The following is a 17,661-nucleotide window of genomic DNA, read 5'->3' as shown; positions in this document are numbered from 1 at the left end:
TGAAGCTAAGAACGAGAGTCACCAAAGGAGCCGGCTCCCGAGAGGCCGGGCTTACTATGGCGTTTAAGTTGCTCGAATCTGCCGAGAAGCGATGGTACCGTATTAGGGCACCGCATTTGGTCGCAAAAGTACGGGAGGGCGCTGTTTTTAAAGACGGGATTGAACTTGTGAAGCTAGAAGGAAGGGTTGTGGCTTAGGATGCTATCCACAACATTTGACAATAGCTCTTTTCTGCTTGCCTTCTAGTATCCTCGCGCACCTATTCATATACGTAATGCAAATTCTCGTTTACCTTTTACTTGACGGTTGCTCTACGATCCTTCACCCGCCGCTTATGGTTCACATTAGATTATCTGATGTTATTGTGCTCTGAGCTGCGGGAATAAACGGTGTAATCGCCTTTTGCAAGGAGGTGTAGACAATGATGAATGAGGAGCACTGGAATAAGGCTCGTATGAACTGTCAGGAAGCGATCAATCAAGTGGACCGCTGAATGCAGTTTAACACTGACGACGAAGTGCTCAGGGATGGCTGAATATTCAACGCATTAAAAAGCGCAAGCGGCTGAACATCAGAGCTATCAATGAGCATGCAGTCGATGGTTCAGAGAAGAATCGCCTAGGGTAGGCGGTTAAGAACATTAAAATGCAGTATTATTACATTATACGGTGTTATCTTACGGAGACACCGTATAATTTTGCAGCTTTATATTGATCGCCGGTGCCATATAGGTGACGGCATTAAACGCGATGACTTTCTCAATCTTCGATAGGTCCGGAGCGGGAGCGGTGACGTTGGCGCCAAACGGATTCGTGCTCGTCTCCATCCCGACAAACCCACCTTCCGCTTTAACAGTAAGAGAGTAAGTTAAGATAAACACGTAGGAGCAATTAGTAAACTAAAAAGTCTGGTCTTATGCCGAGCTTTGATTTACCACAGCACGTTCGATAGCATACAATAATCAATAAAATGCCCTTTGAGCCGGATTGGCTCATCGAATTTCCTAAACGGAGCTAAAACAATGACACTTTACTTAAAATTCTTCTACGCAATTGGCCTGGTAGCGGGCTCATTTATACGTTCTACAATGCGTAAACAATCGAAACAGAGCAAAGCCGAATCGAAGCACGAGACGAAACTAGACATATTCCTGGTATTCTTCCAGCTCTTCGGAATGATCATCTTGCCGGCGATCTACCTGGTAACACCGCTTTTCAATTTTGCCGACTACAAACTTCCGGTTTGGATGGGCCTCCTCGGTATGGCGATATTTATCGCGGGATTGTGGCTGCTCTGGAAATCGCACGCTGATCTCGGTAAGAATTGGTCGCCTGAGCTTCGTATTCGTGAAGAACATTCGCTGGTTACTAATGGGGTTTATCGCTATATCCGCCATCCCATGTACGGGGCGCACTGGGTTTGGGGTATCGCACAGGTTTTCATCCTACAAAACTGGATCGTCGGCCCGGCTACGCTCATCACCTTTGCGCCATTTTACTTCTACCGGATTCCGCATGAAGAGCAAATGATGCTTGAGCAATTTGGTGAATCGTATACAAACTATATTAAAAAGACAGGTAGAGTTATCCCCTCGCTTCTCAAGGCTATAAAAACTTCTTAAGCCAAGGTAACTGGCACAATGCATCGATAAGCAGTATATGCGCTTTGTTCTGCTGTACGAATACACCCTCCAGTTACTGGAGAATCAAGATGCCAGCACCAACGCAAAACGAAAAGCATCAAAAAGATGCGGATATCAATAACGTTGTGCGGGTAAAGATAGAACAACGTTTTTGCTGCCATTGTTGAAATGTAAGTCTGTATAAAAAAGGATGATGTAGAATGCGACACAGAATACGCCAGGCATTACTTGTAGCCCTCGGTGCATACGTTGTGGGCCAGATTGCTAGTAGGGGTAAGAAACAAAACGACATAGCTCGCGAACACGCCATGATGCGCAAAAAAATCGCTTAATATACCCTATAGGCTCCCCTCGCAAGCTCCATGGTAAACGCGGTGACGTTTGCGAGTTCCAAATCGATGACTTCGCGGATAAGCGGCTCGACATGCTCGATGGTGACGCCTTCCTCCAGAATCACCTGGGCGGAAGCTATCTTCGGCTGATCGATTGGCTGCCCTATTTGGCTGCAGAGCCAGATATATATCTCCTTAATGCCGTCGACCGCGTTATATACTTCACCGGCAATACGGTGGCTGAGGATAGTGTAAATCTTGCCGACATGGCTTACGGGGTTCTTGCCTGCGGCCGCTTCGGTTCCCATCGGGCGATTAAGCGCGATGACACCGTTCACCCTGTTGCCCCGGCCGACTTCGCCCGAGTCGGCGTCTTCAGCCGACGTGCCGGTAACGCTGAGATACATGCCTGCCATCCCGCGATTGCGATCATCCAAAGTATTGAGGTACACATCCACGGTGTCCAAGCCCGGCTGTTTAGCGCCGTTTACATATCCGCTAATATGTTCGAGGATATCCTGTTTATAGGTAAAATATGCGTCTACGCTATCGATAAATCTGTCAACAAGCGGCATTGCAACGGTTAGCTGGAGGCGAGCACCGGTGCGATACCCCATCACCTTGATATCTTCTCCTGAAACGGGAAATTCTTCCTTGAAACCGGAAGAATTCAAGTAAGTTTCGGTGGCGAGCACCATTTGCTCTGTTGGGGAAAAAGGGGCGTATCCGACGGCCGCCGACGTGTCATTTGCCTGATGGGTGGCGGTTTCACGGTCGAATATATCGGTCAGCTCGGGCGAACCGGGCCTCAGCTCGACATCAATTACCGCGTCCCGCTCAGGGTTAATAAAGCGCAGGCTATCGCGGAGCCATTTGTTGGCCGTATCCCGCGCAATGTGCTCGACCGGAATGCGAACCCCGTTATATTCAAACGTCGCCCGATCCCCAATGACCAGCTTCATCGGCTCGATTACCATACCGCCGCCAAGTTTGCGTTCGACCTCACCGGCAATCAAAAGCCCCTTATCGACGTTATGGTGAAGTATACGCCCGAACCGGCTTAAATATTCCTTGCTGAGCGCAACCGAGATGTCCTCCATAATCGCATCGCATATCGAATCGGGGTGCCCGATTCCTTTGCGCTCGACAATCTCAACCTCGTGCTCAGGTACCGTTCGCCCGGCAAGATTATCTATCACGATATTTCGCTGTTGTTTCACTACGCCTCCAAACCTGGTCGTGACTATGCACCAGCCGATAATGACCGGCAATCACGTGCATTGTCACATTTATTCCCAAGCGTTAACGGCGTTAGTATGATTCTTTACGATTCCTCAACCGCGGACGAATTCTTCTCGTCGTAAAACCCGATCCAGTTCGTGTTAATCCAATCTTTGGCGGCGTAGTGTTTCTCGCCAAGACCGCGGCGAATCATCTCGCATGCAACAATCCCACCCCTGTGCGGATATCGGTAGAGCTGCGGTCTGCTCGATCCAAAACCGTGCACATAATGCGTTAGCTCGTGTGCAACAACGGCCTCGCAAACAAAATCGGGGATGTCCTTGTCTTTTAGGTGTCCGTTGATTCGTATCTCGCTATACGTGTTGTTTACCAAGCGGATAGAGCCAAGTCTGTTTCTGCATTTCTTACTAAAATGAATAATAACGTTATCGGTCTTTGGAACATCTTGAAAGTATTCCGACCATACTGTGTCTAGTTTGTCTCTTAGCCATTGGTCGTCCCGCATTGTTATCCTCCGCACTAATTTGTACTAAAGTGAAGCTCCTACATTACAACATTTCAGCGAATTTGCATCCACTTCGTAAATGGGAATACGGCTCCCTCCTTTCACCCCAAGCCGAGACCGTCGATAATCTTACTTGCGTAAAGGACGCGTACTTTTCTAGCGATCACGCAACATATCGGACTATGCCTACATGTTCCGATACTATATAGAATGACTAAAAATAGGGCGCTATTGCAACAGCAAGCGCTTTTTTTTGAGCGGCAATTTTGGGTTCAGGCGTCTTGCTTGCACTTCAGTACTACGCCTTTCAACTCTAAGAACCGAAATAGCGTACCGTAATATATTCCAGTACTTTCCTTTCAAGAAAATTTTTTGCGCGCTCGTTTTCTTGATAAATATATGACATATTGCTTCCTCTTGGCAGACGCTTCCTGCAACGCCGCACGCTATGCTTCACCGGCGCATACTGTACTAAAGATCAATATTATCATATTTGATATAAACACCGTTTTGGTTGATGCCGCGGGGGGAACATTAATAATAAATCGCCAGGCACCTACGAAGGTTGATGACGCTGGATCGACATGGAGGACACAATGCCTATATCTCAAATTAGAATCGGCGCTATATTTGTTGGATGGATTACAAGCCTTTTTATCATACTTTTAGCAGCGGCTACAATAGTTGCAGGGCTTATCGCAACGGGTTTCGATTTTGCGAACCCATCCGGAGGCATCCATGCTCCGTCGAGCCTATTCCTCAGCCTAATCATTTTCCTGTCGGTATTTATCGCATTTTTTGCCGGCGGCTATGTTACCGGTAGAATGGCTGCGTTCGCCGGTTCGGTAAACGGCGGTATGTTGGTTTTAACAACCATAGTAACCATGTCGTTTGCCGTTCTATTCATCGCTATTGTAGAACGAAGACTAGGTTTTGACCTCATCGGCCCCGCAACTCGGGCTATCGCGCCTTTCGGCTTTAGAATATTTGCAGGGGTCGTGTTCGCCCTAGTCGGCAGCATGCTTGGCGGCAGGTATGGTGAGGGATATGTGGACCGGCTCGACCTCGCACTAAACGTCACAAAACCGATGCCAAAAAAGCAGCGCGAGAATGAACCGGCTAAATCAAATCGCGCCAAACCCTCAACAGTTGCCAAGCTAGATGCAAACGGCAGCTCTAGGCAAACAAAGCAGCAGAAAAAAGCCGTCTAGACGACGGTCAGCCACGGCACTGCCGATATTTATAGCCGACCAACCGGCTTCTCTTGCTTGCCAGGGTGTGGCCTGACAGCCGCCGGACTCTTCTATCCTGTCTCGATTCCCGTTACCAGCATCCGCTGAATGCTTGCATTAACTAAGCCAGTTACTTAGTATATTGAAGATAGTCACATTATTAGGTAAGACGCTATGCAAAGAGGAAGAATATTGGCAGAGATTAAAACTTTCAAGGGCATATTCTATAACAAAGGTATTATAGGCGATTTTTCTGATATCGTTGCCCCACCTTACGACGTAATAAGCGAGAACGATCAAAGGGAGCTGCTCCAAAAGAGTAAGTTCAATGTCGTTCGCCTTATCCTTCCGCAAGGGACAACAAACAACAAATACAGCCAGGCGTGTAGCATCTATCATGAGTGGCTCGAAAAAGGCGTGCTGGTACGTGATGTCGAGCCGGCAATCTATATTTACGAGCAGGAGTACGATTTCAAAGGCATCCGCAAGAAACGGATCGGTTTTATTGCGCTCGCGAAAATCGAGGATTTCTCAACCGGCAAGATTAAAGCACATGAGAAGACGCTCAAAGGGCCGAAGGCTGACAGGCTCCGCCTTTTGAGGGCTTGCAGAACCAACTTCAGCCAAATATTTAGCCTCTTTTCAGATCCAAGCCTGAGCGTTGACGATATTCTTCTGGAACACACTAAAGGCGACCCGCGAATCGATATTGAAATTGACGGAATAAACCACCGTCTCTGGATGTTGACCGACGAGCAAGCAATAGCTCAGATCACAGTGCTCATGAACGATAAGCCGCTCTTTATTGCAGACGGCCATCATAGATACGAAACAGCGCTCAACTTCCGCAACGAAATGCGGCAAGCAACCGGCGATTTCTCCGGCGAAGCATCGCTTGACTACACCATGATGATGTTCGTTAATATGGATAGCGAAGGGCTTACCGTATTGCCCACACACAGAACGCTGAAGAACATGCCGAAGATCAACCATGACAAACTGCAGGAAAACCTGAATTACGTGTTTGATATCACCAAGATGCATTCAATCAAGCAGGTCATGGAAGGGCTTGTCGAAAATGCGGAAAAGCATGCAATCGGTATGTATCTGGGGAACGGATCATACTTCCTACTCACCGTTAAGGATGAAGATGCCTTGGTCGAGCTCTTAGATGAAGGACAATCACGGGCTTGGAAGTTGCTCGATGTAACCATTCTTCACCAGGTAATCATAAACCGCGTTCTGGGTTTTGGCGGTACCAATATCGAAAACAGCATTAAATTCACGACAAACGAACAAGAAGCGGTCGATCTTGTTGCAACAGGCGCTTACCAAATGGCGTTCTTGCTTAACCCGACTAAAGTCGGTAGTGTCCGGGCAATCGCCGAGCAAGGCGAAATCATGCCGCAAAAATCGACGTATTTCTATCCTAAGCTTCTTTCAGGTCTTGTATTTAATAGGCTCGATTTATAAAAGATAAAAAGTGTAGATAAAGTACAAATAGGCCGGTAATTACCGGCCTATTTGTACGCCTAACTATTAAAAACTAGTGTTTAAGAAACTAGTGTTTCTCACTACCTAAAACCGTATTAACCCGTTCCGAGACCTCGTAATACGAGATAAAACCTGCGCTTACCAGCTCCCCGTTAAGGAAGACCAGCGGGAACGGATAGTCGTGCACTTCAAAGATTTCTTTAAGCTCCGAGTCGATTCCGTCGTCCGTCGCATCGAAATAATTAACGTTAACTGCGTCGCCAAAACTATCTTTAAGCGGTTCCACAACCATCCAATTTATCTCAGCCTGAGACAAACCATATGAGCCTCAGCCAAAACCGCATGTACTGCTATCATTAAAAATATCAACCTGTACTGGTGCTTTTAATGTTGCCATACCGGGGCCCCATCTATCCCATAGCTTCTTGCACGAGGCCGATCTTCTTCTTTATAAAGTCCATTTCACGCGCAAACGACTCACGATACGCGTCGACCTGTTTGGCATTGATGTGAACGCCTGTCTGTCCAATGATTAACCGCATCTCGCCTTCTTCGTCGGCAAGCTCATCTTTCAGGTTCTCAAGCTCATCTGCAAGCTCGCCTTTCGTTAAGGTTTTAACCCTGTCATGGTATTCCCTAAGCCGTTCAGAATTCCGCTCGGTTAGCTCAGCCAAGTTATTCTCTGTACTCGACACTAGCAATCCCTCCTACCGCTTATCGATAGTGCCCATTGGGCATTGGGTTTTACAGCTTGCCTGTTGAGGCTGTGCTGCCATATACCCCCTATGGTATATATAAAATTAAATAATGTCAACACATATTTAGTAAATATTTGGTATTTAACGCAATTATATGTAACTACGAAGTTGCAATTGTAACATAGTTACTATTCCCCGGTATTGGGATGATTATACCCCTATCCCCTATGTTTAAACGTCGCTTCAACTATGAGTACGACCAGAAGAAGGAGCAGCATTACCTCAAAAACGGGCGTTGCAGCGCTGCTTCCCATATAAAGGAGGAGAAAATAAGCGGAAAGAAGAAAGGCGACAATGGCATATCCAACATTTGCGATAAGCCCGATCCTTAAGTAGCGTTTGTTCCCACCAAAAATACTCTTACGGGCGCCATATGCTTTTAGTCCATACCGAATCCTGACAATTACAACGATGAAAGCAAGTATACTTAATGCAAGATTAATCCACTTGGGTATATTCATTATGCCCCCGTACTCTATAATTCTTTAATTCTATGGCTCTACAACTTGATGTCTCGATAGCTTACTATTATATAGGTCGATTATCTGCCACTTGCCGACCTTGACCGAATTTATCACTTTTCTTAATTGCTTTTCTCTATTACTTAACTTTTACCTGCAAATTTAATAACTCAACTTTAAATCCGGTAAAAATGCTCGTTGATATTATCTGCTTTATTTGTTAACAATAGTATTCGGATACCGGCTGCCTGGCTCACTAACCAACACGTAGGCCACTCTACCAAAGTGAGTCTTTTAGATTACAGAGAGAGTCGTTGCATGAATAAAATCATCGCCCACACACTGGATAAGGTAAGTATGCCATCGGTTTCACCCCGACGGGCCGGGTTAAACGGATTCGACAATTTGGGCCTGGATTTCATTGAAAAGCTTCCGCATCCACCGAAAAGAGTCCTTAAAACACCGAAGATTTTCCTTAAGCACACGGCCGCACAAGGACCGCTGGATGTATTCCAATTTGCATTTCCCAGCAAGATCACAACAGCATCTACAACGAACAACACAGTATTCGGCCATTACTTCAAACACAAGAACGGTCTGCCTAAGTCAACTATTATTATCCTGCACGGTTTATTTGAACGCCGTTATAAGCGGGCCGAGGCCCATGCGCTTAACCTCACAAAGCAGGGCCATGACTGTGTGTTGATAACACTGCCATATCATATGGAGCGTTCCGTGAAGCGATCGGCAAGCGGTAAACAGTTCGTGAGCGGTAACCCGCGCGACGTATTCGAAGCGCTGCAACAGGCGGTAAAAGACGTCTTGGCTCTTATAACCTGGCTGACCGGTAATGGTGAACAGAAAATCGGGTTATTGGGATTCAACCTTGGCGCATATGTAGCGGGTTTAGTCGCTACAGCGGTCCGTAAGGTTAACTACGCAATACTGCTGGCGCCGGTAACCTCACCGTTGCAGCTTTTCAAAGGCTCTGTAGCAGAAACACGTGCAGATACGAAAACCGGTGTAATTGCGGCGGGGCTGGAAAAAGAATCGGATAGGCATGCCGCTCACCTGCTCGCACAGTGGGAGCTCCAATATAATAAGCCGCTCGTGCCGGCAGAGCGCATCTTCCTTGCCGAAGCCCGGCACGATTCATTTATTCCGTGCGAATCGATTGAACGGTTGTGGGATGCCTGGGGGAAACCGAGGATTCAGCGCTACCAATGCGGTCATATCGGCGCGATCGGCGCCCGTCGTACAAATAAAGATATTAGCAAATTCCTAAACGAGGCATTATCTCAGCAGCGGAATGCGGGTCTTTTAACCTAATAAAGCATCGATAACCTAGCAGGACTATGCGCTTTTCTTATTATGTAGGGCGCTTTGATCGGGATGCATGTCCCCGTAATACACGACACGATTTCGGCCATGTTCTTTAGCGTCGAAGAGCGCGGCATCTGCTGCCGCAACGAGGTCGTCTTTGGTTTGTGCATGCGCCGGGCAATCAGCAACGCCGATACTTACCGTACAACTGAGCCCGTCTACATCCGAAAGCTCGCGCTCGACCGCTTTTGTAAACTCGGCATTAATACGAGAGGCAACATGCATAGCGTCCTCTATCGCCGTATTAGGTAGGACGACTATGAATTCTTCTCCACCATAACGGGCTGCAATATCATCTACGCGCACCGAATGCCATAGTGTCTCCGCAAATATCTTCAATACCTCATCGCCAACCTGGTGACCGTAGGTATCATTGACATGCTTAAAGTGATCTAGATCCGCCATAAGCGCCGATACCGGGTAACCGGCATGCTTGGCTTTTTCGAGCTCGTATTCAAATCTCTGGTCAACGCACTTGCGATTATATAGATTTGTGAGCCCGTCGCGTTCGGCATCTTCCTTTGCAAGACAGAGGTTATGCTCGATCTCAAGCCATAGAACCTGGTTTTCCTGCTCGCGCTGGTAAATAATATCGGTCATTTCAACTATGCGCTCGTTATTGTCATCGGTTGTTTTAAGTAAGTGGTTGATCTCTAAAACTAAAGGACCGGCTATGCCGCCTATAGCTTGGATACGCTTTTTGTAGTCACCAGAGGCGGCAACCTGGGTGAGTTCTTCGGCCATCATATTCATCGATTTCATGATCAGTCGCGTTGTCAGTATATGAGAAACCGCTGATCCGAATACGAATACGATCACTGAAGCACATCCAAAACGAAGGTTAACGGCTTGGTTGAGAGGTAGCCAGGCTGGAGCAATAACAAAGCCAACGGAAGAAATCCCGAGGATTACTGTAGCTATGCCCAGCCTCGATAGAGATGAGCGCTGACTATGTATGCGCATGTATTGTTTTCTTAATTCTTTAACAGTTTTTGTCAAACCTCTTCCATCCCCTGGCAAGATAGTTAATCGACTACTGGCTCAATCATTAAAGCTACGCGCAATTCGTCTATCCCTATATCTTTCGGCAAATTCCAGGGAATATTGAGGGAAATTAGTGAGTTTTTAAGGAAACTAACGAGTTTTTTGAAGTTTTACAGTGGTTTGATAGTAACAGGCGTTTTGACCGTCACGGCTCATGATTGCTTCTGTTACCTGGTTGAGTGATTGGTGATATTTTGCCCAATGGCCTTGTTTGACCTCAACGACGCCTTCTCGCACGCCTTCCGTGCAACAAAACTGTGCTGCCACTTTGCCCTTGGACGAGACAATGAAGACTGTTTCGCCATCCGAGATACCGTAATTGCCTGCAGTTACTGGATGTATACGTGCTGTGAGCTTTTCTTTATGCTCGTTCGGCAGTACTTGCGAATGCATCCACTGCCGGGAGTGGGTTGAAAGCAATACGAGCGGGTATTCATCCGATCCAAATACGGGTCTGGAAAACTCTGTTACAAAATTGAACTTGCCCGAGTCCGTTTTGAAATTTTTGTCTGAAAACGGAACGTCTTCTATAAACGGGATACGCATGTTTCCGGCTTTAAGCGAATTAAATGTTATACCGCCATTTTCCAGGGGTTTTATTAACCGTCTGATCCATTGTTCAGGACTGCCTCCCATCTCAGCGCCAAATCCAAGGCGCTCGGCGAGGAGTTGGTAAATCTCGAGATCGGATTTCGCCTCCCCGATTGGCTTGATAATAGGGTTTACGAGACCAACGTAACTATGCCAGTAGCTACCGACGATATCAGCTTCCTCGAGATACGTGGTAACCGGAAGTACGATGTCCGCGCTCTCGGCCGTATCGGTCATAAACTGTTCCAATACGACGACAAAATCGATCTTCTTAAAGGCGTTTTTTACCGATTTGAGATCGGGCGATTGATTCAGCGGGTTGGCTCCATTGATGAACGCCAGCTTTACCTGCGGCTCGTTAAGCTTTCCAAGCGCTTCACCGAGCATCGGCTTTCGTACTTTTCGTGTATGTTTCGCAAATTCTTTGCCTTTTACCGATTGGTCGAAGTATTCGGCTTCGTCCCGCCCGTGGCTCACACCTCCGCCGGAAACACCGATGTTTCCTGTAATTGCGCCGAGCGCATCGATAAAGCGAAACGTTTCCGCCCCCCACTCATAGCGCTGCATGCCCCAACCCAGAACAATGGCCGCCGGTTTGGCTTTCGCATAATGACGGGCACACAGCTCAATGCGTTTAATATCAACGCCGCATGCCGCCGATGCCTCTTCAAGTGATATTGAGTTAAGAATACCCTGATAGGCATCGTAATTTTGACCGTAATTATCAATGAAGTCGCTGTCGTGCAAACATTCGCCGGTAATAACTTTTGCCATCGCAATAGCCAGATAGCCGTCCATCCCGGGTCTGGGAGCGATATGCATGTCGCAGAATTTGGAGGTATCCGATGCTACCGGGTCGATCAGAACTATGCGAGCACCCCTTGATCGAGCTTCCTTAAGAATCGGTACCAGATGGATGTTTGTCTCTGATGGGTTGCGCCCCCAGAGAATAATAAACTTTGAGTTTAATAAATCGAGTGGGTCATGACATGTCCTGTAGCCGAAATCGAGTGTTTGCCCTGCGATTCCGGCGCCGCCGCACAAGCTCCCGGAAGCTTCGGTTACCCCGCCGATCAGGTTAAAGAACCGCTTGTTGAGCATCTTAAGAGCGCCAAGAGAGCCGGCGCTCTGGTAATGCAGTATCGCCAGGCTGCCGAATTCATCAATCGTGGATTTGATGCGATCGGTAATTGTTTCGAGCGCATCGCCCCAGGAGATTTGCTGCCAATTCCCATCCACTTTTTGCAGCGGGTGCACCACTCTATCCTGGCTGTAGACTCGTTTTCCAAAATTGAGCGCTTTCCTGCAAAGGAATTTATGCGTAATGGCGTGGGAGTTGTCTCCTGAGAGACCTACGATCGTTCCGGCTGTGACGTAGGCATCAATACCACATGTGTCAGGACAATCTCGTGGACAGGTTGTTTTGATTATCTGGCGTTCTGTCATCCACCGCTCCGGTTCGTGCTACGTCTGATTAATACTCATACCGATTTCTACTAATGATACTAAAATTTGGGCAACGACAACAGCATATGTATGACAATTAAAAACAAATTGGTATCTAATGTATCTTATATTAAGATGGTAATTAATATTGTGAGGCACAGAACGTCTTAAGAATGGTTCGAACCGGCAAATTTTCATCTTAACAAGATGGGGAATGTGTCGATAATCACATTATATGTGAATTGAGAACAACGGGGGTAGCACCATCGATACCGGACAGCTGATACTAAAAGACGGCAACATAGAGCATCCGTTGGCTTCGATAACGTCGCAACGGATTGCAGCGCTTAGAGACGCTAAGGGTCTCGCGATTGGTGAGATTGCCGGCCGTGACAGCATCGCGGCGCTTATTACAGCCTGTCAAACGCACGCCGTCAAGGTCATACTGCCAACAGCCGTGTATACCGGTACCGAGTATGGTGACTGGGATGTTATCAACGGCAACCTCGAAGTACTCAAGGAACGCCTCGGCGGCGACTGCACCGTTCTCGATCTTATCGTGCTTGGAAACCCTTCGCTCTGGGCTGCTCTTAACGGTCGCTATAGTACCGTTCTTTTTGACAGACATGGAATGTTTTCGCCGTGCCTCGCATGTCATCTTTATATGCATTTATGCAGAGTGCCGCTATCCTTGGCGCTCGGGAAAGCGCCGATTATCTCGGGTGAGCGTGATCTTCACCAGGGCTGTATTAAACTGAGCCAAACCGCTTCGACAATTGACGCTGAGCGGGATATACTGGCGCATGCCGGCATCACGCTGCTCTTACCCGTACGGGATATCGATGATAACGCGCAGATTGAAGCTATCGTCGGAAGCGGCTGGAAGCAAGGCCAGCGCCAGCTTAAATGCGTGCACAGCGGCAATTTTAAAAATATTGACGGTACGGTTCCTTACGATGAAGCGGTGCACCGGCGTTACCTGGATGAGTTTCTCATCCCCTGCGGCCGGGTGATAATCGATGTGTGGCTGAAAAATAGTGTAGGCGAGCGAAACTATATACCGGCTATTGATTACCGGGCGATCATAAAAAATGTTATTACCTTACAAGGAGGAACCGCTTCGTGAGAGCGCTACTTATAATCCTGGATGGGCTTGCAGACCGCTGCTGGCCGGAGATCGGCAATATGACACCCCTTGAGGCGGCAGATACACCGAACCTCGACAGACTTGCAAGCCTTGGCATGACCGGGCTTTTGCAGCCGCTTGGCCGGGGCCTTGCACCGGGGAGCGAAGTCGCTCATTTCGTCATCTTCGGCTATCCGCTCGAACAATACCCGGGCAGAGGTGTGTTCGAGACTGTCGGCGAGGGAATGCCTCTTTCAACCGATGAGGTTGTGTATCGAGGTTTGTTTTGCGCGGTTGAAGAGCAAAAAGACGGCTCACTAACTGTGGTCGAGCGCCCGATTGATATGGCAGACAATTTCTGCGCACAGCTGGCTGAGAACATCGGCCGTTTTGAGCTGGGCGGCGTCTCCTGCGAGTTTGTATTTAACTCGCAAAAACAAGGTATCCTCTACCTGAGAGGCGATGTAAGTGAAGACGTCACCGATGCGGATCCATACCTCGAAGGTTTACCGATTATTACGGTCGAACCGCTAGAGGGCACCAAAGAGCCCAAAAAAGCGGCAAAAACCGCCGCATGCCTGAACGCGTATTTGCAATTGGTTTACAAAGAGCTTTCGAATCACTCGATTAACGCGGAGCAAAAAGCGCACGGTAAGCTACCGGCGAATTTCCTGTTGATAAAATGGTGCGGTCGAAAGCGCGAGCTTATTCCGTTCGAGAAGCTTTACGGGTTCAAGGCGGCAAGTATATCATCGGGAATCATCTATAACGGTATTGCGACTGAGCTCGGCATGGATTGGATCGGCGTTAAATACCTGCCCGACTGGCAAGACGACCTGGTAAACCGCCTCAAGCTGGCAGAAAAAGCATTCGATGACGGTTACGAGTTTGTACACGTGCATACCAAAGGGCCCGACCACGCCGCTCACGAGAAAAACCCGCTTTTAAAGCGCGCCGTTATCAGCGAACTCGATGCGGCACTCGGCTATCTCTTTGATAGCCCCCTGCTAAGCGATGAGAACCTCATTATTATTACCGGCGACCACAGTACCCCGAGCGGCACGGATTTGCTTCATTCCGGCGAAGCTGTCCCACTTCTCATGCTGGGTCGAAATACCTGGCCTGATTCGGTGCGGGAGTTCAACGAAAAGGCGTGTGTGTCCGGTGGATTGGGACGAATCGACGGTAAAGATATGATGCCCACAATTTTGAACCTGACCGACCGCATAAAGTACTACAGCGCCAAGCTGCAACCCTTTAACGGAATCTACTGGCCGAAAACGCTAAACGCGTTTAAAGTTGATAAGTAAAACTGTGGCGTGGGCGTGCTGTTTAGCCTGCGTAGGATTCTTGCTCAAGTGATGTTGCCGGTGACATCAGCGCATCTTTGAGACCCTCGAAGCTTAATTCGTGCATAAAAATCTCTGCAAAGCGCCTGCCTATCTCATCGTTGCAGTGAGAATCAGACGAATGAATGTGCCTAACCCCGTTTGTCCTGCTCTTTAGCATCTGGCTATTGCTTATATCGATAACCTCGACGGCGGCAATCGGCGTTTCACTTATCAGACGGTCGATAATCGGTCGGTCCATCAAACGGTAATTGCCGAAATAGCGGTCGACGTGGGCGATATGGCATATGCCGCCAAGCGAGCTGACTTCGTCGATGACGATGGCCGGGTCCATTTCAATTGTGATCATGGGCAGGTTATCGAGCGCGCGCTCTGACGCTTCTGCCCCGAGGAACAACATGAGCTCTTCAAAAAGCCTCTCGGCATCCGCAGGTGGAAAGAGCGTTATGAGGTGCACTTCATCGCCCAGCCAGGTTATCTTAAGCTCGCTCCCGGGAATGACGAGCAGTTTGCGACCGGTTATCGCCTGCGCTTTTGCGGCGGCACGCTGTACGTGCGAAAAGAACCCGACCGATACATGATCGGTTACCGCAAAAACATCGATTCCTTTTGCCAGCGCGGTATCAACGATATCGGCGCCGCTGGTAGTGGGATCGCCTTTATAATCCGTCGGTATGAGCGGTGTGTGATTATGCAGGTCTATCCTATATTTTCTCATGGTTTTCTTCCCACGCCTTGCCGAACTCTATTAGACAGCAATCTTTGTTAGTAGTATAACATAGGCTTACCATAATATAAAGGCCTATCATCACCATAATAACTATACCTTATGTTAGCTTGATTACACGTACTACCATGATAGGCCGAATTCAGGTTGTCAAAGGCTAATAGCTGATCATGCAGACCAGTAATGCGGTGATGAAAACAACCCGGTTTATCTTCACATAAGACCACGCTACCCACATTTTCGGCATGCGGGTAGCGCTATATGTTGCCTATTTTCAAATTGTGCTAGATGTTTCCGAGGTAGACAAATTCAAGTCGCTCGCGAGCGACTTGTTCGGCAAGGCGCAAGGTTTCTATCGGTGTCGGCTCGGTCGCCAACTTATACGACGGGAAGTACCGGGAAAAATGAAGCGGCGTATCGGACCCGAGTGATTCTGCAATCCAATTGGTGAGCTTCTCAAAATCTTCTTTGCTATCGTTGAGACCGGGAATAATCAGGTTCGTAATTTCTACGTGGCAGAATTCCTTTGCGGTCTCGGCAGTTTTTAGTACGGGGCGTAGATGCCCTCCTAGCGTATGGTAAAACGACTCACTAAACCCCTTTACGTCGATATTCATAGCATCAATCAGCGGAAGAAGCTCCTTTAGCGGCTCCGGCAACACGTAGCCGTTGGTCACCATTATGTTGTGCAAACTTGCCTCTTTAACCAGTACGGCGATATCACGCACATATTCATACCAGGTGAACGGCTCGTTGTATGTGTACGCTACACCAATGCAACTACTCGTTTCGAACTTTTTCGCAAGCTCTACCGCCTGTTCAGGTGCCATACGCTCGGTAAACTGGTCGGTAACTTCATCAATGGACATGGATGGGAAGTTTGCGCTGGGCTGAGATATACTCCAATTCTGACACCAAGGACAGCGCAAATTACACCCGAGGGCACCGATTGAAAAAACGGTTGTTCCGGGGTGAAAATTGTAGAGGGGCTTCTTCTCGATCGGGTCGAGATGCGCGGAGCTGATGCGGCCGTATTCAACCGCATAGAGCACGCCGTCAATATTTTTTCGAATGAAGCAATAACCGGTATCATCGGGCTCGATCAGGCAAAGCTGCGGGCAAAGCTTGCATTTAACATTACCTTCTTCCCTTTTTTCATAAAACATTGCTTCATGAAGCATGCCGTTTTCCATTGTATCGCCTCTCTAGAATATGGCCGGTCAACAAGCGCTATAATATGCGATAGGACGAATATCCGGTACTAGTCGGGTTTGTACCCCGTATTATACAGAGTTTGTCATTTCTCGGTGCGGGAATAAAAAATAAAAACACAACTATAGGAGGAGTTATGAGAGTAACCGGCAGCGAGGCGAGGCTTGTCCCCAAGACCGCTTCAAACGATAGAGCGCGGCAGATGCAACAGATAGAAGATATGCTCGATGAGCAGCTTGCTAGAGCTGAGGCCTTTATTCGTGAGAACCCGGTACCCGCAATTTTAGGAGCGCTTGCTGCGGGACTACTGCTTGGTATATTGTTTGGGAGGCGTTAATCATGGCACAGGCTGCACCAAGACCGCCCGATGAACGACCGGAAAGCAAATCGGCTGCTGAGTTAATAAGGCAAATAGTTCAGGATACAAGCAGGCTTATCCAGGAAGAATTCCAATTACTACGTGAGGAGCTATCCAACACGGTTCAACGGACCGGGGTCGCGGTGGCGTTAGTCGCTGCGGGAGCATTCTTCCTTATTTTTGCGATCGGCTATTTAGGATTCGCTCTAATCGTGCTTTTATCCGCGCTTATCACGCCCTGGATCTCGGCGGCATTGGTCGGACTGGCGTTCCTGGCGGTTGGAGCTATTGTAATCTACATGGGAATTAATAGATTCAGGAGCATACAGACAGCTCCGCAAACCGTTGAAACATTAAAGGAGGATGCTGAATGGCTGAAACACCCGACGAGACCAGAAGAGAAATAGAAGAAACGCGTGAGCGCATAACAGAGGCCGCCGAGCAGCTTGAAGAGCGGTTCGAGCGTGTGACGGACTGGCGTCATACAATCGATGCCTATCCCCTGGAAATCGCGCTGGGCGCGTTAACTGTGGGGTTTGTGCTCGGTTCGGGTGTGTTGTTTCGAGCCGTAGGCCGCCTGTTTGGCGGCGGTGGCAATAGAAATAATCAACAAACGCACCAGCGCTCAGGTAGCTCGGTCGCTAGCTGGATACAACCGATTGTAATGCCGGTCATAACGAGTTTGGTAGTTAGATATATACGAGAGTCGCAACAAAGCCCACGGCAACCGCAAAATCCAAAACAGTAAACTTGATAACG

Annotated in this window: 20 protein-coding genes and 1 pseudogene; 11 read left to right on the top strand and 10 right to left on the bottom strand. The window is 48.2% G+C overall.

Going from position 1 to position 17,661, the window contains the following annotated elements; genetic code table 11:
• Positions 1–149: pseudogene (locus VGK02_00845) on the top strand (IS256 family transposase).
• Positions 150–676: 527 nt separating this feature from the next.
• Here the strand turns inward: VGK02_00845 and VGK02_00840 are convergent.
• Positions 677–826, bottom strand: coding sequence for a hypothetical protein (locus tag VGK02_00840; protein HEY3373597.1), 150 nt, complete (start codon positions 824–826; stop codon positions 677–679).
• Between the two features lie 195 nt (positions 827–1,021).
• Between VGK02_00840 and VGK02_00835 the strand changes: the two genes are divergently transcribed.
• The gene (locus VGK02_00835; protein ID HEY3373596.1) at positions 1,022–1,621 is read left to right on the top strand and encodes a protein-S-isoprenylcysteine O-methyltransferase; all 600 of its coding nucleotides are present in this window, start codon (positions 1,022–1,024) and stop codon (positions 1,619–1,621) included.
• A 221-nt stretch (positions 1,622–1,842) separates the two neighbouring features.
• Positions 1,843–1,974 (top strand): hypothetical protein, encoded by a 132-nt coding sequence (locus tag VGK02_00830; GenBank protein ID HEY3373595.1) that lies wholly within the window; start codon positions 1,843–1,845, stop codon positions 1,972–1,974.
• Here VGK02_00830 and VGK02_00825 read toward each other — a convergent pair.
• A complete protein-coding gene (locus tag VGK02_00825; protein HEY3373594.1) occupies positions 1,971–3,194 on the bottom strand; it encodes a methionine adenosyltransferase in 1,224 nt (407 codons plus the stop codon). The genes VGK02_00830 and VGK02_00825 overlap by 4 nt on opposite strands.
• Positions 3,195–3,298: 104 nt before the next feature.
• Positions 3,299–3,721 carry a SprT-like domain-containing protein gene (locus tag VGK02_00820; GenBank protein HEY3373593.1) on the bottom strand — a complete coding sequence of 141 codons (423 nt, stop codon included), beginning with the start codon at positions 3,719–3,721 and terminating at the stop codon, positions 3,299–3,301.
• 596 nt (positions 3,722–4,317) lie between these two features.
• Here VGK02_00820 and VGK02_00815 point away from each other — a divergent pair.
• On the top strand, positions 4,318–4,932 hold the full coding sequence (locus tag VGK02_00815) for a hypothetical protein (GenBank protein HEY3373592.1): 615 nt from the start codon (positions 4,318–4,320) through the stop codon (positions 4,930–4,932).
• A gap of 213 nt (positions 4,933–5,145) precedes the next feature.
• On the top strand, positions 5,146–6,426 hold the full coding sequence (locus VGK02_00810; GenBank protein HEY3373591.1) for a DUF1015 domain-containing protein: 1,281 nt from the start codon (positions 5,146–5,148) through the stop codon (positions 6,424–6,426).
• An 88-nt stretch (positions 6,427–6,514) separates the two neighbouring features.
• On the opposite strand, the gene VGK02_00805 is transcribed toward VGK02_00810, so the two are convergent.
• The 3 genes from VGK02_00805 to VGK02_00795 all read right to left on the bottom strand — a co-directional run bounded on the left by VGK02_00805 (position 6,515) and on the right by VGK02_00795 (position 7,666).
• Positions 6,515–6,733, bottom strand: coding sequence for a hypothetical protein (locus tag VGK02_00805; protein ID HEY3373590.1), 219 nt, complete (start codon positions 6,731–6,733; stop codon positions 6,515–6,517).
• Positions 6,734–6,857: 124 nt separating this feature from the next.
• Positions 6,858–7,142, bottom strand: a complete 285-nt coding sequence (locus VGK02_00800) for a hypothetical protein (protein ID HEY3373589.1) — start codon at positions 7,140–7,142, stop codon at positions 6,858–6,860.
• A gap of 221 nt (positions 7,143–7,363) precedes the next feature.
• A complete protein-coding gene (locus VGK02_00795; protein HEY3373588.1) occupies positions 7,364–7,666 on the bottom strand; it encodes a hypothetical protein in 303 nt (100 codons plus the stop codon).
• Between the two features lie 318 nt (positions 7,667–7,984).
• On the opposite strand from VGK02_00795, the gene VGK02_00790 reads away from it, so the two are divergent.
• Positions 7,985–8,995 carry an alpha/beta hydrolase family protein gene (locus VGK02_00790; protein ID HEY3373587.1) on the top strand — a complete coding sequence of 337 codons (1,011 nt, stop codon included), beginning with the start codon at positions 7,985–7,987 and terminating at the stop codon, positions 8,993–8,995.
• 24 nt (positions 8,996–9,019) lie between these two features.
• Here the strand turns inward: VGK02_00790 and VGK02_00785 are convergent, their stop codons facing one another.
• Together VGK02_00785 and VGK02_00780 are read right to left on the bottom strand one after the other, a co-directional pair.
• A complete protein-coding gene (locus tag VGK02_00785) occupies positions 9,020–9,868 on the bottom strand; it encodes a GGDEF domain-containing protein (GenBank protein ID HEY3373586.1) in 849 nt (282 codons plus the stop codon).
• Positions 9,869–10,183: 315 nt separating this feature from the next.
• Positions 10,184–12,130 (bottom strand): molybdopterin-dependent oxidoreductase, encoded by a 1,947-nt coding sequence (locus VGK02_00780; protein ID HEY3373585.1) that lies wholly within the window; start codon positions 12,128–12,130, stop codon positions 10,184–10,186.
• A gap of 313 nt (positions 12,131–12,443) precedes the next feature.
• On the opposite strand from VGK02_00780, the gene VGK02_00775 reads away from it, so the two are divergent.
• Positions 12,444–13,256: a hypothetical protein gene (locus tag VGK02_00775; protein ID HEY3373584.1), complete on the top strand. Its 813-nt coding sequence runs from the start codon at positions 12,444–12,446 to the stop codon at positions 13,254–13,256.
• Positions 13,253–14,566 (top strand): alkaline phosphatase family protein, encoded by a 1,314-nt coding sequence (locus VGK02_00770; protein HEY3373583.1) that lies wholly within the window; start codon positions 13,253–13,255, stop codon positions 14,564–14,566. The genes VGK02_00775 and VGK02_00770 overlap by 4 nt, the downstream gene beginning before the upstream one ends.
• A 22-nt stretch (positions 14,567–14,588) precedes the next feature.
• Here the strand turns inward: VGK02_00770 and VGK02_00765 are convergent, their stop codons facing one another.
• Together VGK02_00765 and amrS are read right to left on the bottom strand one after the other, a co-directional pair.
• Entirely contained in the window at positions 14,589–15,323 is a 735-nt protein-coding gene (locus tag VGK02_00765; protein ID HEY3373582.1) for a hypothetical protein, read from the bottom strand.
• A gap of 293 nt (positions 15,324–15,616) precedes the next feature.
• On the bottom strand, positions 15,617–16,525 hold the full coding sequence (gene amrS, locus VGK02_00760) for an AmmeMemoRadiSam system radical SAM enzyme (GenBank protein ID HEY3373581.1): 909 nt from the start codon (positions 16,523–16,525) through the stop codon (positions 15,617–15,619).
• A 155-nt stretch (positions 16,526–16,680) separates the two neighbouring features.
• On the opposite strand from amrS, the gene VGK02_00755 reads away from it, so the two are divergent.
• The 3 genes from VGK02_00755 to VGK02_00745 are packed head-to-tail and all read left to right on the top strand — an operon-like array spanning position 16,681 to position 17,650.
• Positions 16,681–16,881, top strand: a complete 201-nt coding sequence (locus tag VGK02_00755) for a hypothetical protein (protein HEY3373580.1) — start codon at positions 16,681–16,683, stop codon at positions 16,879–16,881.
• Positions 16,882–16,883: 2 nt separating this feature from the next.
• A complete protein-coding gene (locus tag VGK02_00750) occupies positions 16,884–17,309 on the top strand; it encodes a phage holin family protein (GenBank protein ID HEY3373579.1) in 426 nt (141 codons plus the stop codon).
• Entirely contained in the window at positions 17,273–17,650 is a 378-nt protein-coding gene (locus VGK02_00745) for a hypothetical protein (GenBank protein HEY3373578.1), read from the top strand. Before VGK02_00750 ends, VGK02_00745 begins: the two co-directional genes overlap by 37 nt.
• Positions 17,651–17,661: the final 11 nt, after the last annotated feature.

The organism is Candidatus Aquicultor sp. (assembly GCA_036504445.1).
GTDB lineage: Bacteria > Actinomycetota > Aquicultoria > Aquicultorales > Aquicultoraceae > DASXVE01.
Note: the sequence above shows the minus strand (reverse complement) of the source record. Positions and strands in the feature narration are given on the sequence as shown.

Excerpts from the sequence above, each read along its gene's own strand:
- VGK02_00840 (HEY3373597.1), bottom strand. The coding sequence starts at position 826 with ATGGAGACGAGCACGAATCCGTTTGGCGCCAACGTCACCGCTCCCGCT.
- VGK02_00835 (HEY3373596.1), top strand. The coding sequence starts at position 1,022 with ATGACACTTTACTTAAAATTCTTCTACGCAATTGGCCTGGTAGCGGGC.
- VGK02_00830 (HEY3373595.1), top strand. The coding sequence starts at position 1,843 with ATGCGACACAGAATACGCCAGGCATTACTTGTAGCCCTCGGTGCATAC.
- VGK02_00820 (HEY3373593.1), bottom strand. The coding sequence starts at position 3,721 with ATGCGGGACGACCAATGGCTAAGAGACAAACTAGACACAGTATGGTCG.
- VGK02_00815 (HEY3373592.1), top strand. The coding sequence starts at position 4,318 with ATGCCTATATCTCAAATTAGAATCGGCGCTATATTTGTTGGATGGATT.
- VGK02_00795 (HEY3373588.1), bottom strand. The coding sequence starts at position 7,666 with ATGAATATACCCAAGTGGATTAATCTTGCATTAAGTATACTTGCTTTC.
- VGK02_00790 (HEY3373587.1), top strand. The coding sequence starts at position 7,985 with ATGAATAAAATCATCGCCCACACACTGGATAAGGTAAGTATGCCATCG.
- VGK02_00780 (HEY3373585.1), bottom strand. The coding sequence starts at position 12,130 with ATGACAGAACGCCAGATAATCAAAACAACCTGTCCACGAGATTGTCCT.
- VGK02_00765 (HEY3373582.1), bottom strand. The coding sequence starts at position 15,323 with ATGAGAAAATATAGGATAGACCTGCATAATCACACACCGCTCATACCG.
- amrS (HEY3373581.1), bottom strand. The coding sequence starts at position 16,525 with ATGGAAAACGGCATGCTTCATGAAGCAATGTTTTATGAAAAAAGGGAA.
- VGK02_00755 (HEY3373580.1), top strand. The coding sequence starts at position 16,681 with ATGAGAGTAACCGGCAGCGAGGCGAGGCTTGTCCCCAAGACCGCTTCA.
- VGK02_00750 (HEY3373579.1), top strand. The coding sequence starts at position 16,884 with ATGGCACAGGCTGCACCAAGACCGCCCGATGAACGACCGGAAAGCAAA.
- VGK02_00745 (HEY3373578.1), top strand. The coding sequence starts at position 17,273 with ATGGCTGAAACACCCGACGAGACCAGAAGAGAAATAGAAGAAACGCGT.